The organism is Lactiplantibacillus sp. 7.2.4 (assembly GCF_018991185.1).
Classification (GTDB): Bacteria; Bacillota; Bacilli; order Lactobacillales; family Lactobacillaceae; genus Lactiplantibacillus; species Lactiplantibacillus pentosus.
Map to the genome: position 1 here is coordinate 1 of NZ_JAGYGS010000006.1, position 26,112 is coordinate 26,112.

The following is a 26,112-nucleotide window of genomic DNA, read 5'->3' on the forward strand; positions in this document are numbered from 1 at the left end:
GGCTTGGTGCTTTTTTTATTTTGCACCCAAACGGACGTTCAGCTTCACGTGACCGTGGATTCTTGATACAATTGAAACATTAAAGTGACAAAATGACGTTGCAGGTTGCAGCGTTGATTTTTGAAGGACGTGAAAAAGTGAGTGTATGGACAAAGCGCCATGTAACCGTAGTGGTTAGTGGTGGGATTGCGAGTTACAAGGCACTAGTGTTGATTCGGAGTTTAATGAAACAGGGTGCGGTAGTGCGAGTGGCAATGACTGCTCACGCCGCTGAGTTTGTAACGCCACTGACTTTTCAGACGTTGACCCAGCAACCAGTCGTTCTGGATGAATTTACGACGACTGATCCGCAGCACGTTGTCCACGTTGCCTTAGCAGATTGGACGGAAGTAATGGTGCTCGTTCCAGCCACCGCCAATTTAATTGCCAAAGTCGCGAATGGATTGGCGGACGATGCTGCCACAACGACGGTCTTGGCGACAACTGCGCCGAAGTTTGTGGTCCCAGCGATGAATTCTCACATGTATGCGAATCCAGCGACACAACGCAATTTGGAACAGCTTACCGCTGACGGACTGCATGTGCTGACACCAGCAACTGGGATGTTAGCGGAAGGCTACGCCGGTCAGGGGCGCTTACCTGAGCCTGAGGCAATTCTGGCGTGGCTGACGGACCAATTGATTCAGCTTACACCTGATTTACCGTTGGCGGGACGCCACGTCGTTGTGACGGCTGGTGGGACGCGTGAAGCGTTAGACCCCGTCCGGTTTATTACTAACCGTTCATCAGGCAAGATGGGTTATGCGTTGGCACAAGTTGCGCGTGAAATGGGTGCGACCGTCACCTTGATCAGTGCAACGACCCATCTGCCAGTACCCACGGGCGTGACCATCGTTCCGGTTGACTCGGCATCGTCGCTATTAACTGCTGTTCGTACCGCTTTTGATGACGCAGATATTTTAGTCATGGCTGCGGCCGTTTCGGACTATCGACCGACAGAGCTGGCGACGCAGAAAATTAAGAAACCCGCTGGTCATGGCGATTTGATGCTTCAATTAACGGAAACGCCTGATATTCTCAAAACGTTGGCAGCCGAAAAGAAGCATCAGTATGTGGTTGGTTTTGCCGCCGAAACGCAGGATTTGCTGGCAAACGCCAATCGTAAATTAACTCATAAAAAGTTGGACTTGTTAGTGGCTAATGACGTTTCGCAACCAGGCGTTGGCTTTAATGGTGATACCAATCAAGTGACGTTATTGCGGCCGCATCAGCAACCAGTGACTACGGAGTTAGCATCTAAGACGGCGATTGCCAAAATCATTTTAGAAACGGCAATTGCGGACGGTGCACTGAATTAGTCAAAGCATTTAAAAGAGAGGAAGAGTTGTGTGGCACAAATTGCCCAAGTTTTAGTCGATGTGCCCACTATGCAGACAAATCGACCGTATAGTTATCAGATTCCAGCTGCGTGGCAATCCCAGGTGCAGCCTGGCATGCGCGTCGTCGTCCCGTTTGGTCGTGGAAAACGGCGGGTCCAAGGCTTTGTGTTGGCTTGTGATGATGTCACTAATTTTGAGGGTGAACTTAAACCAATCGATGCGGTGGTCGATTTGGCACCGGTGTTGAACACAGAAGGCTTAGCGATGACCAAGTGGCTCGCTGAGAGTACCTTTTCATTTCAAATCACCTGTGCTCAAACCATGTTACCAGCCGTCATGCGGGCTAAATATGAGAAACAACTGCGAACAACAGCGACGACGCCTGACGAAATTCGCGAGACCTTGTTTGGTGGTCAATCAATGGTCCCGTTTGATACGGTCGCCACGACACCGGCCATCGTCAGTCAGCTCTTGCGACTGCAAGCAGCTGGTCAGGTCGATGTTTATTACCAAGTGAAAAATCAAGCGCGGCGTAAGACCCAAACGGCACTGAAAGCAAGATTGTCGATTCCAGAACTTGAAGCCGAAAAGGCCAATGTTCGGGCGGGCGCTAAGCAACAAATGGCCATCTTACAAGGCCTAATTACGCTAAATGGTGAAACGATGGTGCAAAAAGCCTTTTGTACGCGGTTTAAGGTCAATGAGAGTGCCATTCGGACCGCTGCGCAGAAGGGGTGGCTCGAAAAAATCGCGGTCGAAGTTTATCGCGATCCCTATGCCAGTCATGATATTAAGGCAACTAAGGCTTTGAAGTTGAACGATGAGCAGCAGGTTGCGGTCGATCAGATTACTGCAGCCGTTGATCAGACTGCGACGACGACCTTCTTACTAGAAGGTGTGACGGGGAGCGGGAAGACCGAAGTCTATTTGCAATCGATGGCGGCCGCCCTGGCTCAGGGAAAGACCGCATTGATGCTCGTGCCCGAAATCTCATTGACGCCACAGATGGTCCAACGCGTGAAGGGGCGGTTCGGGAAAGCCGTGGCCGTCCTTCACAGTGGCCTTTCCAGTGGTGAAAAATATGATGAGTGGCGTCGGATTCAACGCGGTGAAGCCCAAGTCGTAGTCGGCGCTCGTTCAGCGGTATTTGCACCGCTGAAAAATATCGGGTTGATCGTCATGGATGAGGAACACGAAAGTACTTACAAACAAGATGATGCACCGCGGTATCATGCGCGCCAAGTGGCCTTATGGCGGAGTCAGTATCATCATTGCCCTGTCGTTCTCGGGTCCGCAACCCCTTCATTAGAAACGCGTGCACGGGCTGAAAAAGGGGTCTACCAGCGATTGTTGCTAGCAGACCGGGTCAATCGACGGCCGTTGCCTAAAGTTTCCATCATTGATATGAAAAAGGAGATGCAGCAACATGCCGAGAGTAATTTTTCGGCCCCGTTACTCGTCGCACTGCAGGATCGGCTTGAACGTCATGAACAGAGTGTGTTGATGTTAAATCGGCGCGGGTACTCCTCGTTTGTGCTCTGCCGAGATTGTGGATTTGTCTTGAAATGCCCTAATTGTGATATTTCACTGACGTTACACATGGATACCCACACCATGAAATGCCATTATTGTGGCCATGAAGAAGCGATTCCGCGGACGTGTCCCAACTGTCATAGCCGTCAGATTCGTTATTACGGGACGGGAACGGAAAAAGTCGAAGAAGAATTACAGGACTTGCTTCCAGACGCAACGATCATTCGAATGGATAATGATACGACGCGTAAGAAGGGTGCCCACGAGAAGCTACTAGCCAAGTTTGGCAGTGGTGAAGCGGATATCTTGATTGGAACCCAGATGATTGCCAAGGGCCTTGATTTTCCAAACGTCACACTGGTTGGCGTCTTGAATGCCGATACGGCCTTGGGACTGCCTGATTTTCGCGCGAGTGAACGGACCTTCCAACTTTTAACCCAAGTGAGTGGCCGGGCAGGTCGGGCGGAAAAGACCGGGCACGTCTATATTCAGACGTTTAACCCAGACCACTATGCGATTCGCTTTGCACAACATCATGACTATGAAGGCTTTTTCAAGTATGAAATGCAGATGCGGCATCGCGGCGGCTATCCACCGTACTACTTTACCGTCCAGATCACAGCGAGTGATTTGGAGGAAGCAGTCGCGGCCAAACGGATGTACCAATTATTACAGTGGCTACGGCCACGCTTGGCGCCATCAACGATTTTATTAGGTCCGACGCCCAAACCAATTGCGCGTGTGAACCGGCGCTATTATTACCAAATTGTGATTAAATACAAACAGGAACCCAATCTCGCTAAAACGTTGACAACGCTGTTACATGAGACCCAAGCGCAGCAGCGTCAAGGCTTGCAGATTGGAATTGATGTAGAACCGCTGCATTTTATGTAACGATTCGAGGAGGAATAAGTGTAATGACATCGATCGTTTTTATGGGAACACCCGCATTTGCGGCACCAATTCTCGAAAGTTTAATTAAAGCAGATTATCAAGTTTTGGGTGTGGTCACCCAACCAGACCGACGCGTGGGTCGTAAACACGTTTTAACCGCCTCACCAGTCAAAGAAGTGGCTGTTGCGCATGATATTCCGGTCTTTCAACCTGAAAAAATCGGCGGCAGTCCTGAAATGCAGCAAATTATTGACTTGCAGCCGGATTTAATCGTGACGGCCGCTTTTGGACAATTTTTACCAACGAAACTATTAAAAGCTGCCAAGATTGGCGCGGTCAATGCTCACGGCTCGTTATTACCGAAGTATCGTGGTGGTGCGCCGGTGCAATATGCCATCATTAACGGCGAATCAGAGACGGGCATTACCATTATTTATATGGTTAAAAAAATGGACGCCGGTGACATGCTGGCCCAACGTGCGATTCCAATCGAAGCGAGTGATGATACTGGCACGATGTTTGATAAGCTGAGCCTAGTTGGCCGTGATCTGTTATTGGAAACTTTGCCAAAACTCATCGCAGGCGAGATTCAAGCCGTGCCACAGGATGAGGACCAGGTGACGTTTGCACCTAATATCCAACCAGAACAGGAGGTCTTGGATTTCTTTACCAAGACGGCTGCTGAAATCGATTACCAAGTTCGGGGGATGCGGCCTGCGCCAATCGCCTATGCCATGATGGATGGCAAACGGACGAAGTTTTGGGACGTGACGCCCTTAGACGAAGGTCCTGTGACCCAGGAACCTGGTCAGGTAGTACGAAAGACCAAGCATGAACTGGTTATTGCGGCGGCTGACCATACCGCACTGGCAATTAATCAGTTGCAACCTGCTGGCAAACCGAAGATGACGATCACAGACTTTTTAAATGGGGCAGCAGATAAATTTGCTACCGGAGAGCAGGTTATTCGTAAATGAGCACAGTTGACAACACCCCCCGCTGGTTAGCGGTAGCGGCATTAGCAAAAATCAAAAATGGGGCTTATTCAAACTTACAATTGAATCAATTGATCAATGAACACCGCATGGATCGACGTGATATCAATTTATTGACCAACATGGTTTACGGCGTCATTCAACATCGGTTGACCTTAGAGTTTTGGTTAAAACCCTTTGTTCGCCATCCGCATCAACTCGATCCGTGGATACGCGAATTGTTATTGAGCGCCTTGTACCAATGGCAATACTTGGACAAAATTCCACAACGGGCCGTTTTCAATGAAACGATTGAAATTGCCAAAGTGAAGGGTCATCCTGGGATTCGGCGTTTTGTGACCGGCGTTTTGCATCAAATGGATCGGAGTGGGCTGCCTGCATTCGACACGATTGAAGACCCCGATGAGCGGTTGAGTGTCACTTATAGTATGCCAGTTTGGCTGATTCAAGAATTGCGGCAGCAGTTGGGCGCGACTAAGATGGAAGCGATTATTGCTTCGTTGAACCAACCGGCCAAGCAGTCGTTGCGGGTCAATACGGCCTTATCAACGGTTTCAGACGTGACGACCGCTTTAACCAACGACGGGTTAACAGTGGAACCAAGCAAGATTTCGCCACTCGGGTTAGTGGTCACGGATGGACAGGCCATCAATACCGAAGCAATGCGTTATGGCATGTTTACGGTTCAAGATGAGAGTGCCCAACTGGTGGTACCAGCCTTGAATGTGCAGCCTGGTGACCAAGTCTTAGATGCCTGTGCTGCGCCTGGTGGGAAAACGACGCAGATTGCAGCTGAATTGGATGCGGATGCTGGTGGCGAAGTGGTCGCACTGGATATTCACGCCAATAAAGTGCGCCTGATTGGCCAAAATGCGGCACGGATGCACGTTGCTGACCGTGTGGCCGCAACTGAACTGGACGCTCGTAAGGTTCAAACCCAATTCGATGACGAAAGCTTTGACCGCATTTTAGTTGATGCACCATGTTCAGGGTTAGGATTAATGCGGCGTAAACCAGAAATTCGCTACGAAAAACAGTTACAAGACAGTCTGAACTTGCAAAAGATTCAGCTTGCGATTTTGGCGGCGGTCGCCCCAACCTTGAAAAAAGGTGGTATCATGACGTATAGTACGTGCACGATTTTGCAACAGGAAAATCAGGATGTGATTGCGAAATTCTTAGCTGACCATCCCGAATTTGAGTTGCAAACAACGCCAACCGAGCAAGATTTAAAAGCTGACCGGACGGATAAAACGTTATCGATTTATCCAGACGACTATTTATCTGACGGCTTTTTCATTGCTTGTTTACGAAAAAAATAATGGTGGAGTGGTAAACAATGGATTTTGCATACCGGTCGGATACTGGCCAAAAGCGTGATGAAAACGAGGACTATGTCGGCTTCTTCCAAAACAAAGCAGGAATCAACTTTGCAATCGTAGCGGATGGTATTGGCGGTCATCAAGGGGGCGACGTGGCTTCTGAGATGGCCGTGTCGCACATGGGTTTTCGGTTTGAAAATACGACGTTTCAAGAACCCAACGATGCTGTCAAATGGCTCGCCAGCGAGGTTCAGGACGAAAATCAACACATTATCGAAAAAGCGCGCGAGTTTTCGGACTTAAATGGGATGGGCACGACGATGGTTGCAGCACTCCTGTTTGATCAGAAATTCTTGATGGCTAATATCGGTGATAGTCGCGGGTACCTCTTTCGTGACGGCAAATTACACCAGCTCACGGAAGACCATTCGTTAGTCAACGAACTTGTCAAACGTGGTGAAATTTCCGCCGAACAAGCGCGCGAACATCCACAAAAGAATATTATTACGCGGACACTCGGGATTTCGCCAGACGCGGATATTGATACTAATCTGTACCAGATGCAGGCCGGCGATCAATTATTGCTATGTTCAGATGGTTTAACTAATATGGTGACTGACGACCAACTCGCCACAGTGTTAGCAACGCAGCAAACTGCGACGCAGAAGTGTGAGACTTTGATTAAGTTAGCGAACGCAGCTGGCGGTAAGGATAATATTACCGCCCTGATTATGGCACTTGATGGTGAGGTGGCCAGTAAATGACACCCAACTATACCCTTAGCGGACGGTATCGTATCGTCCGGTCCTTAGGTGAAGGTGGGATGGCCAATGTTTACTTGGCACATGACTTAATATTAGACCGTGATGTTGCGGTCAAATTGCTCCGGCTAGACTTACGGGATGATCCGAAAACGATCAAACGATTTCAACGTGAAGCGCTAGCAACGACTGAATTAGTACATCCCCACATTGTGAGTTTGTACGATGTCGGTGAAGAGAATGGCATGCAGTACCTTGTAATGGAATACGTTAAAGGAATGGATCTCAAGAACTATATTAAAGAGAACTTTCCACTGCCATTGCAGCAAGTTATCGACATTATGGAGCAAATATTGAGTGCCGTGGCAACGGCCCACGCGCATAATATTATTCATCGGGACTTAAAACCACAAAATATCTTGATTGATGAGCAGGGAAATGCCAAAATTACGGACTTTGGGATTGCCGTCGCTTTGTCTGAACATACGATGACCCAAACCAATACGATTCTGGGGTCCGTACATTACTTGTCGCCGGAACAGGCGCGGGGTAGTATGGCAACTAAGCAGTCAGATATTTATTCACTAGGAATTATTTTATACGAAATGTTGACCGGCTCGGTACCTTTCAAAGGGGAGACGGCGGTCTCAATCGCGCTCAAGCACTTTCAGAACGCGATGCCATCGGTCCGAGAATTCGATGCTGATATTCCGCAAGCGCTAGAAAACGTTGTACTTCAAGCAACGACGAAGGATCCCCGTGAACGGTATGCCACGGTAGAAGATATGGCCGCCGACTTATTGACGGTTTTGTCGGCAGATCGGGCAGGAGAGAAGCGCTTTGTGCCGCAAGATATTGGCAATGACGAGACGAAAATCATGCCGAGTGCGGATATCCAAGCAGCGATTGCCGCCAATCAGGATGGTAAGACACAGGTTGTCGCACACAAAATTGCGCAACAAGCTAAATCAGCACCTCATGATACTGATGCTCACCAAGCCACTCATGATGACGATGATGATGCACCACTACCAACGCGGTCATGGTCTAAACGTCATCCGTTACGGCGCCGCATCATTTTCTGGGGTACCGTCGTTCTGCTACTGGTTATTGCCGTGATTGTTGGTCTTGAACTGAGTCGGCCACAGACGACTAAGGTGCCGAATGTGGCGGGCATGAGTCAAGCCGCGGCGACCAAGGTATTGAAAAAGCATAACTTGACTGTTGGTAAGGTGCAACATGCCAAGAGTAATCAAGTCCGTAAAAATCAGGTCATTAAGTCGACACCAGCCAAGGCATCCAAGGTGCAGTCACATTCACGCATCAACCTGGTCGTCAGTAACGGCGCGAAGCCGATGAGCTTTGGTAATTATGTCAATGATAATTATCATGACGTCCGCCAAACGTTGACTTCGGCGGGGTTTAAGGTCAAGGAGACCTACAGTACGTCATCAGTCTCCGCTGGCCAAATCATCAGTCAAGATGTCGTTGCGGGTAGTCGGGTGATGCCGACAGACACGACCGTGACGTTTACGGTCAGTGCCGGTAGCCGGTATGTCGAATTGAAAGATTTAACGGGCGAGAGCCGCAGTGACATTTTGGACTATGCGCGGTCGAATGACTTGAATATCAATTTCAAACAGGGTTATTCAAGTGAGCAGAAATCTGGCTATTCATTTGATCAGGATCCAGATGGCGGCGGCAACGTCCGCACTGGGTCGACAGTGACGGTGACCATGTCACGCGGATCTGATGATCATACAACGCCACCGAAGAATTTTTATGTCAAAGTGACGATTCCGTACAAGGCGTTGTCCACGAGTAGTTCTGCGGCAAATGATGTGAAAATCTATCTGTATGATGACACCCACATGATTGAGACGGTCTATCGCGATATTGCCATCATGCGGTCGACCAAAATCAGTTTACCATTTCAGCTGACCGGTGACACGAAGGGGCGTTACCGGATTGTCCGCAACGGGGTCACCATTATGGAAAAGAACAATATTACCAGTGAAAATGCAACAAAATAAGTCAAAGTCATGCGCAACGCATGACTTTTTTGGTACAATATAGAAAAGTGGACCGTACCAAATATAAAATAAGGTGGTGCTAATTTGAAAATTGGACAAATTCGGCAATCGCTAAGCGGGTTTTATGACGTGTATGCGGATGGCCAAATGTATCGGACCCGGGCGCGGGGCAATTTCCGGAAACGTAAGATTACACCCCTCGTGGGTGACGTGGTGGAGTTTGATGCCCCAACGCCTCAGGAAGGTTACGTGTTAAAAATTCGTGAGCGGCAAACCCAATTGGTGCGGCCGCCGGTAGCGAATGTTGATTTAGGCATCGTGGTGACGGCCACGACGGAACAGGAATTTTCAACCAATTTGCTTGATCGGCAGTTGGTAGCGCTGGCCGTCGCTGGCATTGAACCGTTATTGTATTTCGCAAAAACGGACTTGTTGACGGATGCCGTCTATCAAGACCGACTAACGTTAGCGGAAGCCTATCGCAAAATTGGCTATCAAGTGATTTGCGAACGCACAGCGTTCTCAGAATCGGCGTTAGCAGCGGTTAAGGCGGCGTTGACGGACCATGTCGCGGTCGTGATGGGCCAGACGGGTGCCGGTAAGTCGACCTTACTGAATCACTTACAGCCGGGCTTAGATTTAGCGACCGGTGAAATTTCTCAGGCACTCAACCGTGGGAAACACACGACGCGTAAAGTTAGTTTGATTCCGATTGCAGGTGGCCTAGTTGCTGATACGCCAGGATTTTCATCGTATGAAGTCTTTGATATTGCGGCCAACGAATTGACGCATTACTTCCCAGAGTTTGTCCGCCTGAGTGCGGATTGTAAATATCGGGGCTGTGTGCACATCAACGAGCCCCAATGTGCCGTCAAACAAGCATTGGATGCCGGTGAGATTTTAGCCAGTCGTTATGAGAATTATTTGCAGTTTTACGAAACTATCAAAAATAAAAAAGTTGTTTATAACAAGAAAAAATAAAAAAGTTGTTTATAACAAGAAAAAATAAAAAAAGTGAGTGAGATTAATGATTAAAGTTGCCCCTTCAATTTTGAGTGCAGATTTTGCAAACCTACAACATGATGTTAAGATGGCCGAGAATGCTGGTGCGGATGCCTTGCATATCGACGTTATGGATGGCCAATTCGTGCCGAACTTGTCTTTTGGCATGGGGACGGTTGCGGACTTACGGCCCGTCACGTCATTGATGTTAGATTGTCATTTGATGATTATGGAACCAGAACGGTTTGTCGGTCAGTTTGCCAAAGCCGGTGCGGACTTGATTGGCGTGCACGTTGAAAGTACGCGCCACATTTACCATGCCTTACAATTGATCAAGGATGCGGGCGTCAAAGCCGAAGTGGTTGTTAATCCTGGCACACCACTTAATATGATTACTGACTTACTGCCATTAGTTGACCAGGTTTTGATTATGACCGTCAACCCTGGCTTTGGTGGCCAACATTTTCTGGACCGGATGGTTGCTAAGATTGCGGCGCTTAACGAAATCAAGCAACAACAGGGCTATCAATTCGATATCGAAGTCGATGGTGGCATCAACGATCAGACGGTCAAAGCTTGCTATGATGCGGGTGCAACGGTCGCTGTGGCCGGTTCATACGTTTACAATAGCACGGATCCGGCGCAACGGATTCAAGATTTGAAGGTGGCGACCAATTAATGACGACCATCATTAATTTATTAGTGGGTGGGCCGACTGCCAATTATCCGGTCGATTTGACGGCGATTCCTGGGGACTGGGTCGGCGCGGACCGGGGCGCACTACGACTGGTCAAACGTGGCATTCAGCCAGTGATGGTCGTTGGTGATTTTGATTCGATCGATGAAGCCGAATTACAGACGGTCAAGCAGGCACTGGCAGGGACGATTATCGTCAAACCCGACCAGGATCACACCGATACCCAGTTAGCAGTTAAGTCGATCTTTGAACAGTTAAACCCGACCGCCGTGCACATTTATGGGGCTACGGGTGGCCGTTTAGACCATCTTTTAGCCAATTTGTGGCTGGTTTTAGACCCCGTCTTTCGGCAGTGGGCACCCCAAATCAAATTGATTGATAAGCAGAATAGCGTGCAATTCTTTTTGCCGGGTGAGTATGAGATCCAAAAGGAAGCGGATAAAAAATATCTGGCGTTCGTGCCGATGATGCCGATGCACCTGACGTTGTCGGATGAAAAATACCAGCTGAAAGCGGCCCATAATGACTACCCAATCTCATGGGCCAGCAACGAGTTTAGTGGTGATACTGGCCATTTCAGCTTTGATGCGGGTGTTTTAGCGGTGATTCAAAGTAAAGATGACCAGGTGAGCGATTAGGCACTGCTTGGAAGTCTTGAGCTGGGCTATCCTGACGTTTTCTTAATTGAATTGATCAAGCCTTTCAGAAAACTTAAGTAGTGTTACTGAAAAAATAATCAAATTAGCATGAAAAAAGGACCGAGTTGACCGTTGTACAACAACGACTAACCTGGTCCTTTTTGAGAAACTGAAATTATAAACTTTATAAAAAAATGATCGTGAAAACCTGATTTTAGGTAACAAAAAACGCCAGTCACAAAAAAATTGTGGTGGCGATTTGCTGCGCTAAACGCGCGTAACTTTACCTGATTTCAAAGTCCGAGCTGAAACCCAAACCTTCTTTGGTTTACCATCAACTAAAATGCGAACTTTTTGCAAGTTAGCTTTCCAGCTGCGGCGGCTGTGGTTTAAAGCGTGGGAACGCGTGTTACCAAAGTGCGTCCGCTTGCCTGTAACGTAGTCTTTTGCCATGTTGATCTGCCTCCTTCGGTAATCATTGATAAAAGGTCGTCTTTATCATTCACTAGAATAATTTATCATAGATTAATGAAGGTTGCAATACATTTCTATCAAGTAATTTTACTTTACTGCTAAATTCCCAGTTTCCGGGCTTCCGATAAGCAGTCGCTTAATTTTTCTTTCAAGAGTGGTTGTGCTATGATAAACTATCGTAAATGAACGCGTTAAAACAAGGAGGCTATTTTCATGGCTGTCAAAATCAAAACCCAATTTGGAACCATTGATATTGATAATGATGTTATCGCGACGGTCGTTGGGGGCGCTGCAACGGATAACTACGGTGTTGTCGGTATGGCAAGTCGCAACCAGATCCGTGATAACGTTAATGAAATTTTACGCCGCGAAAACTATGCGCGCGGTGTGGTTGTTCGCCAAGAGGATAATGGGGTGGCAATCGATGTCAACATTATCGTCAGTTATGGGACCAAAATTTCAGAAGTCTCACGCAATGTCCAAGCCAAGGTCAAATATAACTTACAAAACATGCTTGGCGTTACGGCCAATTCGGTCAACGTCATTGTCCAAGGTGTCCGGGTAATGAACGACTAAATTGAAGTTGGTGGAAGCCAAGGAGGAATTTTGAAATTGAAAATCACCACGATTACTAATCTTGAATTTGGCAAAATGGTGCAAGCGGCGTCACAAAAGCTGAGCCAACGTGCTGAATTTATTAATTCTTTGAACGTCTTTCCGGTACCAGATGGTGATACCGGGACTAATATGAGCCTATCAATGGCCAGCGGTGCCAAGTATGAACGTGAAGAAACTAGCACCAAAGTCGGCGATTTAGCGTCAGCGTTAGCCAAGGGACTCTTAATGGGTGCTCGCGGCAACTCTGGGGTTATTTTATCGCAAATTTTTCGCGGCTTTTCAAAGGCGGTTGCTGATAAAGACGTCTTAACGGCGACTGATTTGTCGGATGCACTCGCTGCAGGGGCTCAGACCGCCTATAAGGCTGTTATGAAGCCCACTGAAGGCACAATCCTAACAGTAATTCGCAAAGCCGCTGGTGCTGGTAAAGAGGCTGTTAAAACGACCGATGATATTTGTGAAGTGATGGATGCTGTGGTTACTGCTGCTGAGGCGGCATTAAAATCAACGCCAGACCTTTTGCCTGTCTTAAAACAGGTCGGTGTCGTTGATTCTGGTGGTCAAGGGTTGACCTTTGTCTTAGAAGCCTTCAGTGACTCGCTGAGTGGTAAAGTCGATGAATCGCAAGACTACGTGCCAGACGATGCTGAAATGGATTCAATGATCGATGCTGCTCATCATCAGAGTGTCCAGGGCCAATTAGATCCGAACGATATTAAGTACGGTTACTGTACTGAAATCATGGTTCGAATTGGTGATGGTAAGTTAGTTGATCATAAGTTTGACTACGATACCTTTTACAATTACTTAGCCCAACTCGGTGACTCATTGTTAGTCATTAACGACGATGAAATCGTTAAGGTCCACGTCCACACGGAACATCCTGGTGATGTTATGACTTGGGGCCAACGTTTTGGTGCCCTCATCAAGGTTAAAGTGGACAACATGCGGCTTCAACAAGAAACTATCATGGAACATGATAAAGAAAGTGAAGCCCAAGCAACTGCAGAACCAGCCATGCCATCGCAACCACAAGTTGATATGCACGGTTATGCCATTATTTCAGTTTCATCCGGTGACGGGATTGGCAAGCTGTTCAAAGGCCTCGGGGTCACTGACATTATCGCTGGTGGTCAGACGATGAACCCAAGTACGGCGGATATCGTCAAGGCTGTCAACGACAGTGGTGCCAAGCAGGCATTAGTTTTGCCAAACAATAAAAATATTTTCTTAGCTGCTGAACAGGCGGCAGAAGTTGCTGACGTCCCGGTTAAGATCATTCACAGTCAAACCATTTCACAAGGGATGACTGCGATGTTGGCCTTCAATGCGGAAGCCAGTCTTGATGATAACCAAGCGGCGATGGAAGAGACTTTGAGCACGGTAGTCAGCGGTCAAGTGACTCATGCGGTGCGTGACACGACCATCGATGGTTTGGCAATCAAGAAAGATGATTACATGGGCTTAGTTGATGGCAAAATCGTCATTACGAACCCTGATCGCGATACGGCGGCATTAGACATGGTTAAAGCCATGTTGGATGAGGATAGCGAGCTCGTCACGATCATTTATGGCCAAGATGCAACTAAGGCGGATGCCGATAAATTGGCGGCCAAAGTCCAAGACTTGGATGATGAATTAGAAATTGAAATTCATGAGGGTGATCAGCCGGTTTATCCATTCCTCGTATCAGTTGAATAATAAGATTTCGCAAAAATAGGGCTTGGCAGCGATGCTGGGGCCTGTTTTTGTTCAGTCAGCCGTTGCGGTAAGCGTAAAACTGAATTTTTGGTATAATAATGATGATTGACTGTTATTCGAGATACGCGCTTGGTCGTGTCTATGTGTAAGCCGCAATTCGCGGCAGTCACGTAAATATGACCAATGTATGTAGCGGTCTCTGCAATGACGGTAGATTTTGAGTTTGATAGAAAGGCAGGTGGTCAAGCGTGGCCCAACAATTGAGTGATGCAGTCGCGACGTTAAGCGGTGTCGGTCCGACCCGTCAAAAGGCCTTGGCAGCCCTCGGCATTAATACGATTGCGGACTTGTTGACTTATTATCCGTTTCGATATGAAGATCTCCAAGTCAAAGACGTCAATGAAATTGCAGATCAAGAGAAAGTCACGCTCAAAGGCACGGTGGCGTCTGAACCGGTCTTGGCGCGGTTTGGTCGCAAAAAGAATCGTTTGAATTTTCGCCTGCTGATTGACCACGATGTCTACATGGTCACCTTTTTTAATCAACCTTATCTGATGAAACAGATTGAAACGGGGCAAGACTTAGCGGTTTATGGCAAGTGGGATGCGACGCGCAGTAGTTTGACTGGGATGAAAATTATCAATCCCAATAATGCGGATTCGGCGTTTGGCTCAATTTATCCTGCTAGTAAGTCAGTGAAGCAGGGCACCATTCAAAAATTAATCAAACAGGCGTATGACAGCTATGCGCCGGTCATTACGGATATCGTACCGGAGCCATTGCGTGCAAAATATCGCTTGTTACCCCGGCGGCAGATGATTCATGACATGCATTTTCCAGCCAGCCAAGCGGATTCGACTGCGGCCCGACGTTCAGCGACCTACGAAGAATTTTTGCTGTTTCAAATGCAGATGCAGGCGTTGAAGCAGTCTGACGCGACGACGGATGGCATTGCGATTGCCTATGACAATTCACGACTAAAAGCGTTCATTAAGACGCTACCGTTTGAATTGACGCGTGCCCAAAAACGAGTCGTCAACGAAATTTGTTTAGACCTAAAGTCGCCGAAACATATGAACCGGCTGTTACAAGGTGACGTTGGTTCCGGGAAGACGATCGTGGCGGCCATCGTCATGTACGCGGCAATTACGGCGGGATATCAAGCAGCACTGATGGCACCGACCGAAATCTTGGCAGAACAACATGCCAATAATTTAGCAAAAGTTTTCGCCGACACGGACGTTAACGTCGCTTTGTTGACGGGTGCAACCAAACCGGCTGCCAGAAAGACACTCTTGGCAGCGCTGGCCGCTGGCGAGATCAACCTGTTGATTGGAACGCATGCGCTGATTCAAGATGGCGTCGAGTATGCCAACCTTGGACTGGTCATTACTGATGAGCAACACCGGTTTGGGGTCAATCAACGGGCGGCCTTTCGTCAAAAAGGTGGTCAGCCTGATACGCTTGCGATGACGGCGACCCCGATTCCGCGGACCCTGGCGATCACTGCGTACGGCGAAATGGACGTTTCAGAAATCGACGAGCTACCTGCTGGCCGGCAACCGATTCAAACGACGTGGGTTCGCAGTAACCAGGCCAATTCCGCGTTGAATTTCGTTCACCAGCAAATTGACAATGGCTCGCAAGCTTACGTGGTCACCCCGCTGATTGAAGAATCGGAAACGTTAGACGTGAAGAACGCCGAAGCTTTATCCGCAAACTTGCAAGAGTATTTTGGCTCGCAGGTCAAGGTCGGATTGTTACACGGTCGCATGAAACCGGAAGAAAAAGAAGCGGTGATGGCGGCGTTTAAAGCTAACGAGATTCAATTGCTCGTTTCGACGACGGTCATCGAAGTTGGTGTGGATGTCAAAAATGCGACGATCATGATGATTTATGATGCCGACCGGTTTGGTTTGGCCCAGCTTCACCAATTGCGTGGTCGGGTCGGACGAGGAACCAAGGCGTCTTACTGTATTTTAGTAGCGGACCCGAAAAATCAGCAGGGAATCGAACGGATGCAAATCATGACCAAGACGACTAATGGTTTTGTGCTTGCGCAAAAGGACTTGGAACTGCGGGGCGCCGGTGACGTATTGGGGGTCAAACAATCCGGGATGCCGGCCTTCAAAGTCGGCGACCCGATTGCGGATTTGACCGTCTTACAGGTGGCACAGCAGGATGCCCACGCCATCGTTCAGCGACCAAATTGGCAGGATGAACCTGAGAACCATGCGCTAGCGACGTATTTGAGCGCCAAGCTAGCAGCAGTAGGAACACTTGATTAACAAACAAATCGCGTACCGTGATGAGAGGAATGGTGACACAATGATTAAAATTGCGATTGATGCTATGGGTGGCGATTACGCGCCTAACGCAGTGATTGAAGGGGTTGAACAGGCTCGGGACTTATTTGAGGACACGGTCTTTTTACTCTATGGGCAACGAGATGTGATCAACGCCCAACTGAAAAACCGGGACCGGATTCAGATTATCAACGCTGATGAAGTGATTACGATGGAAGATGAACCAGTTCGAGCGGTTCGCCGTAAAAAGCATTCGTCAATCGTGATGGCAGCCCAAGCAGTCAAAGATGGGCAAGCGGACACCTTCTTCTCCGCCGGTAATTCGGGAGCGGTGCTCGCGGCTGGCTTATTTATCGTCGGACGAATCAAAGGGATTGACCGGCCGGGACTCGTGACCGTTTTGCCGGTCGTCCGTAACGCCAATCAGTCTAACTTTGTCATGATGGATATCGGTGCCAATGCGGACAGTAAGCCTTTGAACCTTCAACAATACGGTGTCTTAGGGACGTACTACGCTGAGCGGATGATGCAGGCCAAACATCCTCGGGTCGCGCTGTTAAACAATGGGACTGAGGACGACAAGGGGAATAAAGTACACAAGGCGGCCTTTGAACTGCTTTCGCAAACGGAAGGGGTCAACTTTATCGGTAACGTTGAATCTCGCGATTTATTGAACGGGGTGGCGGATGTTGTCGTCACTGACGGGTTTACGGGTAACGCGGTATTGAAAAGTATCGAAGGGACCGCGCGCTCAATGCTGGGCCTCGTGAAGGATGCGGTCTACAATACCGGGATTAGTGGTAAACTGGGTGGCTTACTCCTCAAGAACGGGTTCAACGAGATTCGCTCACAAATGGACTACTCGCAATATGGTGGTGCCGTGCTACTGGGCTTGAAAGCGCCAGTTGTCAAGACGCATGGTTCTAGTAAAGCGCCGACGATCGTTAATACGATCCGGCAAATTCGGCAGATGGTCAGCACCGATATCGTACCGGGTGTCGCGGAATATTTTGCAAATCAACAGGCTAATCAGCAAGCAAGTGTAGACAATCCTGCTGAAAACGATTAGAATACTTTAGTGAATTCAAGTTAGTGAGGGATTTTTACATGACGAAAGAAGAAATTTTCGATAAAATTGCGGATATCATTGCTGATCGGTTCGAAGTTGATAAGGCAACGATTACCAACAGCATGAACTTGCAAACCGATTTGGATGCTGATTCCATTGATTTTGTCGAGTTTGTACTCGAATTAGAAGATACCTTTGGTAGTGAGATTTCAGATGAAGATGCTGAAAAGCTATCAACGGTCGGTGAAGTGGTCGATTACGTGGCTGCTCATCAAGCTAAATAAGACGATCCGCCTTAAAAACAGGTATGCGATGTGCAGCGTACCTGTTTTTAATTGGCCTGAATCACGTCTCACCTAGGCGCTAACGTTGTTATTAACCCCTAAATCATAGTATAATGTTATGATACGCAATGGCTTGACCGGTGTGTCTCCATGGACAAGCGTATTTTTGATGCCCCCAGCACAACTGGGATTGACTGGCATTCAAACAAAATCTGAAAGGAAGTTTCAAATGATAACTGAATTAGCTGCGATGCTCAAAGAACGCTTTGGCATCGTCTTCAATGATCCTGCGTTACTAGCGGAGGCCTTTACTCAGGCGTCATACGTCAACGAGCATCAGGATCAGCAATTAAAATATTACGAACGGGTCGAATTTTTGGGGGATGCCGTCTTGGAATTAGTGGTATCCGAATATTTATACAAACGTTATAAAGACATGCCCCAAGGCAAGTTGACTCGTTTACGGGCAGCAATGGTCTGCGAAGAAAGTTTCGCAAGCTTTGCTCGTGAATGTGACTTTCCACAATATATTCGTCTAGGTAAGGGTGAACAAAAGGCCCGCGCATGGGAACGTGATTCACTGTTATGTGATATTTTTGAATCCTTTGTCGGTGCGCTCTACCTAGACCAAGGTCGCGAACCCGTCTTGAAGTTCGTTCACCAAGTGATTTTTCCAAAGCTGGATGAAGGACGTTTTGACGGCGTGTTCGATTATAAGACCACGTTACAGGAATACCTCCAACGTGACGGTGATGTGGCCATCGAATATCAGCTGATCGAACAGGAAGGCCCAGCTAACGAACGTTCTTATGAGGTTGCCGTCGTTGCCGATGGTCAAAAAATCGGTGAAGGTCGCGGCCATTCCAAGAAGGAAGCTGAGCAGAGTGCTGCCCGGCAAGCCTATTCACAGTTACAACAACAATAATCAACGATTGGGTGGACGTTTAGTGGTCAAAAATTGCAGGTTGTCATCAGTTGAAGACGTACTGGTCCTAGTCTGCGTGTGACTCGCGATGCGATTATGACAGTGCGTGGGCGACTAACTAGCAACCGGTCAAGCAACCCGGAGCCGTCCGTTGCCTGCTCGTTTAAGTCAATGGACGTGTGCGGTGATCAGTGCCATTAAATAGTCAACCAACCCAAGACGACTAATAATTACAGGAAGTTTGTGTCGAATGCAACTTAAATCATTAGAAATCAGTGGATTCAAATCGTTCGCTGATAAAACCAAAATTGATTTTCAAGCCGGAATGACGGGAATTGTCGGCCCAAACGGTAGTGGTAAGAGTAACATTATTGAAGCTATTCGCTGGGTGCTTGGTGAGCAGGCGGTCAAAAGTCTGCGTGGCACCAAGATGACCGATGTGATTTTTGCCGGCTCGGCGAATCGCAAACCGTTAAATATGGCGAAAGTCACGATTACTTTTGATAATAGTGATCATTTTCTCCCCCTCGACTATGCTGAGGTCAGTATCACGCGGAAACTCTTCCGTAATGGGGATAGCGATTATTTAATTAATAATCAATCCTGTCGTTTAAAAGATATTACTAATTTGATGATTGATACTGGACTGGGCAAAGATTCATTTTCAGTGATTTCACAAGGCCGAGTCGAAGCCGTGTTTAATGCTAAACCAGAAGACCGCCGTAGCATTATTGAAGATGTCGCGGGGGTATTGAAATATAAAAAAGATAAACTCACGACGGAAAATAAGCTGGCCGAAACGACTGATTATTTAGACCGCGTGAATGATATTATCGCTGAATTAAATCAGCAAAAAGGCCCGCTAGAAGAACAAGCCAGCTTGGCACGCGACTATCAGGATCAAAAGCAAAAATATGATTATCTAGACCGCTCACGGCTGGTCAAAAAGTTGACGATTGCTCGTGACCAGTTACAAGGCGTCAACGAAAAACTGACTAATGCGAAGGCACTGGTTGCCAAGTACCAGCGAGATGTGGATGCGGGTGCGACCAAATTGGCCGAGCTTAAAACGCAACAAACGGCTGCCTTGAAGCATAAGGATGAGTTAGCCGCTCAGAATCTCGATTTGACCAAGACCATTGAGAATACACAGGGTCAGCAAGGAGTCGACGCAGAACGGCGGCAAAATCAACAATCTGAACAGGAACGTTTGAATGCGACGCTGACGACGACTGAGCAGCAGATTGCTGAGTTAACTGAGCAACAGAACCAGTTGCAGCAAACCTTGGCTGAGCAACAAAACCAAGTTAAAACCTTAAAGGCGACGGTTGCTGAGCTGACAACGGCCACTAGCGCTGCTGGACGCCAACAATTGGCGGATGAGCTAGAGAAGCTACGCAATGCTTATATTGATGAAAAGCAAATCCAGGCCGAACTGAATAATGAAGCCAAAAACCTAACTAAGCAACATCAACAATCAGGAACGCAGAGTAGCGCATTAGCCGAACGATTGGCTCAAGCACAAGCGAACTTGAAACGGGTCCAGACAACCGTCGACGTGCATAATCGCGACCAACGTGATCTGGAAAATCAAGTCAATCAGCAACAGTCAAAACTAACGGCCCAACAGGCGCAAGTTAAGCACAACGCTGAAGAAATCGATACTCAGCAACAACGCTGGTTGGATGCGGCAGGGATGATGCAACGTGAAAAGTCGCGGTTAGAAGCCCTGCAAGCCGTCCAGGAACGCTACACGAATTTTTATGCGGGTGTGCGGATGGTCTTACAACACCGGCAGCAATTCAGCGGGGTCGCCGGTGCGGTCTCAGAATTACTGACCGTGCCAGCACAGTACACGAAAGCGGTCGAAGTGGCGTTAGGTGGCCAGTTGCAAAACGTGGTCTGTGACACGCAACAAACGGCTAAAGCGGTCGTTAATTTCTTGAAGCAAAATCACGCTGGTCGGGCGACGTTTTTGCCGATTGAACGAATCACGGCACGGCAATTGCCAGTTAATACGGAACACGAACTGTTACAACAGCCCGGTGTTTTAGGCGTTGCCAGCGAACTAGTCGATTGTGAACCGCGACTGATGGCAATCAAGCGCTATTTATTAGGCACAACTGCCATTGTGGATACGTTGGATCATGCTATGGCAATTTCACGAACACGCCGTTTCCGGTGCAAACTGGTCACGGTCGATGGTGAAACGATTGCGGCAAGTGGTGCGATTACCGGTGGGGCGACGCGTCACGATGATAACGGTCTGTTACAACAACAGCAATCCGCTGAAAAGATTGCAGCTAATGTTCAACAAATGCAGTCCGAACTCGTGACCTACGAACAAGGGTTGGCCGACTTGAAGAAAGCCAACCAGGATCTGACAGCTCAGGTTGAAACTTCACGTCAACAACTCAGCCAGCTCAAGGACCAACTCAGCCAAGTGCAGGCACAATTACAGGCTGCACAGAGCGAACAGACTCAGCTGAGTCGGCAAGTCAAAGCCTTGGCCTATGAACAGCAGCAAGCACAAGCCGATGACAGCTACGATGAGTTGGTGGCGCGCAATCAACAGGCCCAAGCGGAGAACGCCGCTAAGCTAGCGGATTATCAAGCTAAGATGGCGACCGTTCAGCAACAACAAACGGACTATGAAAGCTATCAACAGACTCAGGCAGCTAAACTGCAGGCGCAACGTGAAGCGCTGATTACGGCGCAAGAGCACGTCAAGCAGACACAGCAACAGTTAACGCAATGTCAAACTAATTTGGCTCAAGCACAACAGACTAAGCAGCAAACGGAACAAGACCTAGCTGCGATCCAAACGACCTTAGCCAGTCAGCAGATGTCCGTGGCTGAGCGTGATGCGGTCTTAAAGAAGGCTAAAGCGCAACAAACGGAGGTCCAAAAAGCACAAGCTACTTGTGAAAATCAATTAGCAACCCTCAATGACGATGTTGAAGCGTTGTCGACTAAGCAAGTGCGGCTGCAGCAATTAGCAGCCGCGGCGACGGATGACTATCGGCGTTTAGAACTTAGTCAGACGAAGCTGACCGGTGAAGTCGACCATGCGACGGCAGATTTAGCCGAGAAGTATCAACTGACAGTTGCGGCGGCCAAAGAAGACGTCAGTCCGCTTGAATTACCAGCCATTAGCGAGCAGTTGAAACTACTCAAACGGGGGCTGGATGAAATTGGAACGGTCAACCTTGGTGCCATTGACGAGTTTGAGCGGGTTAAGGAACGCTTTGACTTCTTGAACAATCAAGCCAATGACTTGAAGGAAGCTAAGGAACACCTGCTGCAAACGATGACTGACTTGGATACGACGGTGGCGACTCGCTTCAAAACCGCTTTTGACCAAGTCGCCAGCGAATTCAGTACGATTTTTGAGCAAATGTTTGGCGGCGGGAAGGCTGAATTGATTTTAACGGATTCGGACCACTTATTGACCAGTGGGGTCGACATCATGGCCCAGCCACCTGGTAAAAAGTTCCAGCGACTGAGTCTGCTCTCTGGTGGTGAACGGGCATTGACGGCGATTACGTTACTGTTTGCCATTTTAGCAGTTCGGCCCGTGCCATTTAGTATTTTGGATGAAGCCGAAGCAGCGTTGGATGATGCCAATGTCGACCGTTTCAGCCAGTACTTGAATGATTTCCAAACGGGTACGCAATTCGTGATTATCACGCACCGTAAAGGGACGATGATGCACGCTGACGTGCTATATGGGGTCACGATGGAAGAATCTGGGGTCTCTAAAATGGTTTCGGTCTCATTATCAGACTTGAAAGATAATCAAAATTAAAATAAAAGGGAAGTGTTACAGATGGGATTATTTAGTCGGTTAAAAAAGGCGTTCAGCTTACCTGAATCCGATGACTCACAGGCCAATTCGACCGCTAGTGCCGCTTCTGCAACGGCGAGTCAAGCGTCGGCACCTACTTCTGCGGCTAGCAATACGACGTCCCAACAATCAATGACGGCGGTCAACGAGACGACGACCTCTGAAAGTAGCGCCAATTCGAGTGCCGCTGACAGTACTAGTGCTGAAAATCAGCACGCAACAGTCGCTGCAAGTGAAGCGGATGTCCGTGAAGCAACAGTTGAGGCACAAACAGACGCACAATCTCAAGTCGATGTTGAACCAACTGAGCAGTCGGCCGCCGACAATGAAGAAGCGACGGATGCGACCGTTTCAGCTGCGCCACTAACGGCCAGTGAGATGGTGGCCCAGTCTTTAGCGGCCTTACGTGAATCAGCCGCTCAAGCAGAAACGGCCAAAACCAGTGAAGTACCGGTTTCCAACGACACTTCGGTAGCCAGTCAGTCGGCACCAGTTGAGTCCGTCGCCTCTCAAGCAGCGACCCAATCGGAAGAGACCGTGACTGGCCACCAGTCTACGGCCGAAACCACGCCAGCAGCTGAAAACAAAGATACGTCGGCAGAATCTGAAACGCCAGCGACGACAGAAGCTGAAGCCAACGACGAACCGACCGAAGCAGAACGGTATGACCGCGGCTTGAAGAAGTCACGGAAGACGTTCGGGGACCGCATCAATGCGTTTTTAGCAAACTTCCGGCACGTTGATGAAGCGTTCTTTGACGACTTGGAAGATACCTTGATCGAATCCGATGTAGGTTACGAAACGGCGATGCGTATCAGTGATGAACTACGCGATGAGGTCAAACTCAAGAATGCGAAGAGCAAGAAAGAAATTTCAAGCGTCATCGTTGAAAAGCTGGTTGATATGTACGGTGAAGCCGGTGAAGGCGAAGATAATTCGATTCACATGGCTGCCAGTGGCCCAACCGTGATTTTATTCGTTGGGGTCAACGGGGCCGGTAAGACGACCACCATCGGTAAAATGGCCAATATGTATAAGCAACAGGGCAAGAAAGTCTTGTTGGCGGCTTGCGACACCTTTAGAGCTGGGGCCATCCAGCAGTTACAAGTCTGGGGGCAACGCGATGGGGTTGACGTCGTCGCTAAGGCCGAGAAGAGTGATCCAGCCTCGGTCTGCTTCGATGCCGTCAAAAAGGCTAAGGCCGAAGATTACGACGTGCTATTCGTCGATACTGCCGGTCGGTTGCAAAACAAAGTCAACTTGATGAATGAGTTGGAAAAAATCAAACGGGTCATCACCCGTGAAATCCCGGACGCGCCCCATGAGGTGTTACTGGTCTTAGACGCAACCACCGGGCAAAATGCCCTCAATCAAGCCAAGTTGTTTAAACAATCTACGGATGTCAGCGGAATCGTCCTGACGAAACTCGATGGGACGGCTCGTGGTGGGATCGTGTTGGCAATTCGCAATGAGCTACATCTCGCTGTCAAGTACGTGGGATTAGGCGAAAAGGTCACTGATTTACGACCGTTTAATGCCAACGACTTTGTTTATGGCTTGTTCAAGGATATTATTACTGGCTAATCGCTGTTGAAGCGTATCTAGCTGACCATAAATGGTAATTGTTCCGGTCGGGAACGATTGCCATTTATTTTTAACTGAAATCGCGACTGATAGTTGACGAATGCCGATAAAATCGGTACTCTTATTTAGTGTGTAGTCTGTGATTATGAGCGTGAGGAGTCCCGCATGGAAATTGAAAAAAATTATCGAATCAATTCGTTATTTGAGTTCTACGAGCCCTTGTTAACGAACAAGCAAAAAGAATATATTCAACTGTACTACGCTGACGACTATTCCTTAGGCGAGATTGCAGCGGAATTCTCCGTTTCACGGCAGGCCGTGTATGACAATATCAAACGGACGGAAAAGATCTTAGAAGGTTACGAAGCTAAGCTGCACCTCTACAAGGACTTCGTGGAACGTAATCATGAAGTCGACGCGATCTCTGACTATATTAAGCAACATTATCATGGGGATACCCAGTTAATTAAGATGATTCAACAACTAGTCAACTTAGAAGCTGACTCAGAATAATAATAAAGGTTAGGTGACACCAATGGCATTTGAAGGCCTAACGGAACGTTTACAAAAAGCAATGACCAATTTACGGCGCAAAGGGAAGATCTCGGAAAGCGATTTACGAGCCACGATGCGTGAAATTCGGTTAGCCTTACTGGAAGCCGACGTTAACTTTACGGTGGTTAAGGATTTTGTTAAAACGGTTCGCGAACGCGCGCTCGGCGCAAAGGTGCTGGAAGGGTTAAATCCAGCACAACAAATTGTGAAGATCGTTGATGAAGAATTAACGAAAACGATGGGTGAAAAAGCAGTTCCACTGAATAAATCACCTAAAATTCCAACCGTTATCATGATGGCTGGGCTTCAAGGGGCCGGGAAAACGACGACGGTCGGTAAATTAGCCCTGAAGTTGAAGAACGAACAAAACGCACGGCCGTTAATGATTGCGGCTGACGTTTACCGGCCCGCTGCGATTGAACAATTGCAACAGGTTGGTCAGCAGATCGATGTGCCAGTTTTCCAATTAGGAACCGATGTCGATCCCGTGGAGATCGTTCGTCAAGGGATGGCGCAAGCCCAAGAAAATCATAACGATTACGTCTTCATCGATACGGCTGGGCGGCTACAAATCGATGAACAGCTGATGAATGAATTGGCCAACATCAAAGATTTAGTTCATCCAGATGAAATTTTGTTAGTTATCGATGCGATGACTGGGCAAAACGCCGTTAATACTGCCGAAGGGTTTAACGACAAGCTCGACGTCACCGGGGTCGTTTTGACCAAGTTAGATGGTGACACCCGTGGTGGGGCGGCCTTATCAATTCGCGCCGTGACTGGTAAACCCATCAAGTTCGTTGGTCAAGGTGAAAAAATGACCGACTTGGACGTCTTCCACCCAGACCGGATGGCAGACCGAATCCTTGGTATGGGTGATATGCTGACGCTGATCGAAAAAGCGCAACAGCAATACGATGAAAAACAAGCCGAAGAAATGAACCTGAAGATTCAGGAGAATACCTTTGACTTCAACGATTTCATTGACCAATTGGACCAAGTCGACAAGATGGGGAACATGGAAGACATCATGAAAATGATTCCCGGCATGGCCAACAACCCGGCCATGAAGAACCTGAACATGGATCCCAAGGATATTGCACATATTCGTGCGATCGTCTATTCAATGACCAAAGCTGAAAAGGCTGATCCAGACCTACTGAATCCGTCTCGTCGGCGGCGAATCGCGGCCGGTTCTGGACGTCCGATTCATGAAGTCAACCGGATGATCAAACAATTTAATCAGACCAAGAAAATGATGAATCAAATGTCCAAGGGGAACTTCTCCGGTATGGAAGGCCTCATGGGCGGCGCAAATGGCGGTGGCGGCATCGGCGGTAAGATGCAGCAAATGGCGATGAAGCGCATGGTTCGTCAGACGAAGAAGAAAAAACAAAAGCGTTTAGCCAAGGCCATGCGCCGTCGCAAACGCTAATCAGTAAGAATTTTTAGCCTGTCAAGAAAAAGTCCTTTACAAGCTATTGATTTACTGGTA

At 48.2% G+C, this 26,112-nt stretch carries 20 protein-coding genes; 19 read left to right on the forward strand and 1 reads right to left on the reverse strand.

What is annotated here, in order from left to right; genetic code table 11:
* Positions 1–137 precede the first annotated feature (137 nt).
* The 9 genes from coaBC to KGF70_RS03200 all read left to right on the forward strand — a co-directional run bounded on the left by coaBC (position 138) and on the right by KGF70_RS03200 (position 11,254).
* Complete coding sequence (coaBC, locus tag KGF70_RS03160; RefSeq protein WP_050338859.1) at positions 138–1,358, forward strand: bifunctional phosphopantothenoylcysteine decarboxylase/phosphopantothenate--cysteine ligase CoaBC; 1,221 nt, start codon at positions 138–140, stop codon at positions 1,356–1,358.
* A 30-nt stretch (positions 1,359–1,388) separates the two neighbouring features.
* On the forward strand, positions 1,389–3,806 hold the full coding sequence (gene priA / locus KGF70_RS03165) for a primosomal protein N' (RefSeq protein ID WP_216768764.1): 2,418 nt from the start codon (positions 1,389–1,391) through the stop codon (positions 3,804–3,806).
* A gap of 23 nt (positions 3,807–3,829) precedes the next feature.
* Positions 3,830–4,783 (forward strand): methionyl-tRNA formyltransferase, encoded by a 954-nt coding sequence (gene fmt, locus KGF70_RS03170; protein WP_216768766.1) that lies wholly within the window; start codon positions 3,830–3,832, stop codon positions 4,781–4,783.
* Positions 4,780–6,123, forward strand: a complete 1,344-nt coding sequence (rsmB, locus tag KGF70_RS03175; protein WP_216768768.1) for a 16S rRNA (cytosine(967)-C(5))-methyltransferase RsmB — start codon at positions 4,780–4,782, stop codon at positions 6,121–6,123. Before fmt ends, rsmB begins: the two co-directional genes overlap by 4 nt.
* Positions 6,124–6,140: 17 nt before the next feature.
* Complete coding sequence (locus KGF70_RS03180) at positions 6,141–6,887, forward strand: Stp1/IreP family PP2C-type Ser/Thr phosphatase (RefSeq protein ID WP_216768769.1); 747 nt, start codon at positions 6,141–6,143, stop codon at positions 6,885–6,887.
* Entirely contained in the window at positions 6,884–8,917 is a 2,034-nt protein-coding gene (gene pknB, locus KGF70_RS03185) for a Stk1 family PASTA domain-containing Ser/Thr kinase (protein WP_216768771.1), read from the forward strand. The genes KGF70_RS03180 and pknB overlap by 4 nt, the downstream gene beginning before the upstream one ends.
* A gap of 84 nt (positions 8,918–9,001) precedes the next feature.
* Positions 9,002–9,898 (forward strand): ribosome small subunit-dependent GTPase A, encoded by an 897-nt coding sequence (gene rsgA / locus KGF70_RS03190; protein ID WP_120768480.1) that lies wholly within the window; start codon positions 9,002–9,004, stop codon positions 9,896–9,898.
* Between the two features lie 46 nt (positions 9,899–9,944).
* Positions 9,945–10,598 (forward strand): ribulose-phosphate 3-epimerase, encoded by a 654-nt coding sequence (gene rpe / locus KGF70_RS03195; protein ID WP_216768772.1) that lies wholly within the window; start codon positions 9,945–9,947, stop codon positions 10,596–10,598.
* Positions 10,598–11,254 (forward strand): thiamine diphosphokinase, encoded by a 657-nt coding sequence (locus KGF70_RS03200; protein ID WP_216768773.1) that lies wholly within the window; start codon positions 10,598–10,600, stop codon positions 11,252–11,254. The genes rpe and KGF70_RS03200 overlap by 1 nt, the downstream gene beginning before the upstream one ends.
* 267 nt (positions 11,255–11,521) lie before the next feature.
* Here KGF70_RS03200 and rpmB read toward each other — a convergent pair whose 3' ends face one another.
* Positions 11,522–11,707, reverse strand: a complete 186-nt coding sequence (rpmB, locus tag KGF70_RS03205) for a 50S ribosomal protein L28 (protein WP_003638622.1) — start codon at positions 11,705–11,707, stop codon at positions 11,522–11,524.
* A gap of 234 nt (positions 11,708–11,941) precedes the next feature.
* Here rpmB and KGF70_RS03210 point away from each other — a divergent pair, with 234 nt between their 5' ends.
* The 10 genes from KGF70_RS03210 (at position 11,942) to ffh (ending at position 26,052) form a co-directional block, all read left to right on the forward strand.
* Complete coding sequence (locus KGF70_RS03210; RefSeq protein ID WP_003638623.1) at positions 11,942–12,304, forward strand: Asp23/Gls24 family envelope stress response protein; 363 nt, start codon at positions 11,942–11,944, stop codon at positions 12,302–12,304.
* Positions 12,305–12,340: 36 nt separating this feature from the next.
* Positions 12,341–14,047, forward strand: coding sequence for a DAK2 domain-containing protein (locus KGF70_RS03215; protein WP_050338763.1), 1,707 nt, complete (start codon positions 12,341–12,343; stop codon positions 14,045–14,047).
* Between the two features lie 248 nt (positions 14,048–14,295).
* Positions 14,296–16,335 (forward strand): ATP-dependent DNA helicase RecG, encoded by a 2,040-nt coding sequence (gene recG, locus KGF70_RS03220; RefSeq protein ID WP_216768774.1) that lies wholly within the window; start codon positions 14,296–14,298, stop codon positions 16,333–16,335.
* 40 nt (positions 16,336–16,375) lie between these two features.
* Positions 16,376–17,422, forward strand: a complete 1,047-nt coding sequence (gene plsX / locus KGF70_RS03225; protein WP_216768775.1) for a phosphate acyltransferase PlsX — start codon at positions 16,376–16,378, stop codon at positions 17,420–17,422.
* A 38-nt stretch (positions 17,423–17,460) separates the two neighbouring features.
* Positions 17,461–17,706, forward strand: coding sequence for an acyl carrier protein (acpP, locus tag KGF70_RS03230; protein WP_003638627.1), 246 nt, complete (start codon positions 17,461–17,463; stop codon positions 17,704–17,706).
* A 229-nt stretch (positions 17,707–17,935) separates the two neighbouring features.
* Positions 17,936–18,631, forward strand: a complete 696-nt coding sequence (gene rnc / locus KGF70_RS03235) for a ribonuclease III (protein WP_050338761.1) — start codon at positions 17,936–17,938, stop codon at positions 18,629–18,631.
* Positions 18,632–18,881: 250 nt separating this feature from the next.
* The gene (gene smc, locus KGF70_RS03240) at positions 18,882–22,439 is read left to right on the forward strand and encodes a chromosome segregation protein SMC (protein WP_216768776.1); all 3,558 of its coding nucleotides are present in this window, start codon (positions 18,882–18,884) and stop codon (positions 22,437–22,439) included.
* A gap of 21 nt (positions 22,440–22,460) precedes the next feature.
* Positions 22,461–24,062: a signal recognition particle-docking protein FtsY gene (ftsY, locus tag KGF70_RS03245; RefSeq protein ID WP_216768777.1), complete on the forward strand. Its 1,602-nt coding sequence runs from the start codon at positions 22,461–22,463 to the stop codon at positions 24,060–24,062.
* A gap of 165 nt (positions 24,063–24,227) precedes the next feature.
* Entirely contained in the window at positions 24,228–24,575 is a 348-nt protein-coding gene (locus KGF70_RS03250) for a putative DNA-binding protein (protein ID WP_003638631.1), read from the forward strand.
* 22 nt (positions 24,576–24,597) lie between these two features.
* Positions 24,598–26,052, forward strand: a complete 1,455-nt coding sequence (gene ffh, locus KGF70_RS03255) for a signal recognition particle protein (RefSeq protein ID WP_101873584.1) — start codon at positions 24,598–24,600, stop codon at positions 26,050–26,052.
* The last annotated feature ends 60 nt before the right edge of the window (positions 26,053–26,112 follow it).

Excerpts from the sequence above, each read along its gene's own strand:
- fmt (WP_216768766.1), top strand. The coding sequence starts at position 3,830 with ATGACATCGATCGTTTTTATGGGAACACCCGCATTTGCGGCACCAATT.
- rsmB (WP_216768768.1), top strand. The coding sequence starts at position 4,780 with ATGAGCACAGTTGACAACACCCCCCGCTGGTTAGCGGTAGCGGCATTA.
- KGF70_RS03180 (WP_216768769.1), top strand. The coding sequence starts at position 6,141 with ATGGATTTTGCATACCGGTCGGATACTGGCCAAAAGCGTGATGAAAAC.
- pknB (WP_216768771.1), top strand. The coding sequence starts at position 6,884 with ATGACACCCAACTATACCCTTAGCGGACGGTATCGTATCGTCCGGTCC.
- rpe (WP_216768772.1), top strand. The coding sequence starts at position 9,945 with ATGATTAAAGTTGCCCCTTCAATTTTGAGTGCAGATTTTGCAAACCTA.
- KGF70_RS03200 (WP_216768773.1), top strand. The coding sequence starts at position 10,598 with ATGACGACCATCATTAATTTATTAGTGGGTGGGCCGACTGCCAATTAT.
- rpmB (WP_003638622.1), bottom strand. The coding sequence starts at position 11,707 with ATGGCAAAAGACTACGTTACAGGCAAGCGGACGCACTTTGGTAACACG.
- KGF70_RS03210 (WP_003638623.1), top strand. The coding sequence starts at position 11,942 with ATGGCTGTCAAAATCAAAACCCAATTTGGAACCATTGATATTGATAAT.
- plsX (WP_216768775.1), top strand. The coding sequence starts at position 16,376 with ATGATTAAAATTGCGATTGATGCTATGGGTGGCGATTACGCGCCTAAC.
- acpP (WP_003638627.1), top strand. The coding sequence starts at position 17,461 with ATGACGAAAGAAGAAATTTTCGATAAAATTGCGGATATCATTGCTGAT.
- rnc (WP_050338761.1), top strand. The coding sequence starts at position 17,936 with ATGATAACTGAATTAGCTGCGATGCTCAAAGAACGCTTTGGCATCGTC.
- smc (WP_216768776.1), top strand. The coding sequence starts at position 18,882 with ATGCAACTTAAATCATTAGAAATCAGTGGATTCAAATCGTTCGCTGAT.
- ftsY (WP_216768777.1), top strand. The coding sequence starts at position 22,461 with ATGGGATTATTTAGTCGGTTAAAAAAGGCGTTCAGCTTACCTGAATCC.
- KGF70_RS03250 (WP_003638631.1), top strand. The coding sequence starts at position 24,228 with ATGGAAATTGAAAAAAATTATCGAATCAATTCGTTATTTGAGTTCTAC.
- ffh (WP_101873584.1), top strand. The coding sequence starts at position 24,598 with ATGGCATTTGAAGGCCTAACGGAACGTTTACAAAAAGCAATGACCAAT.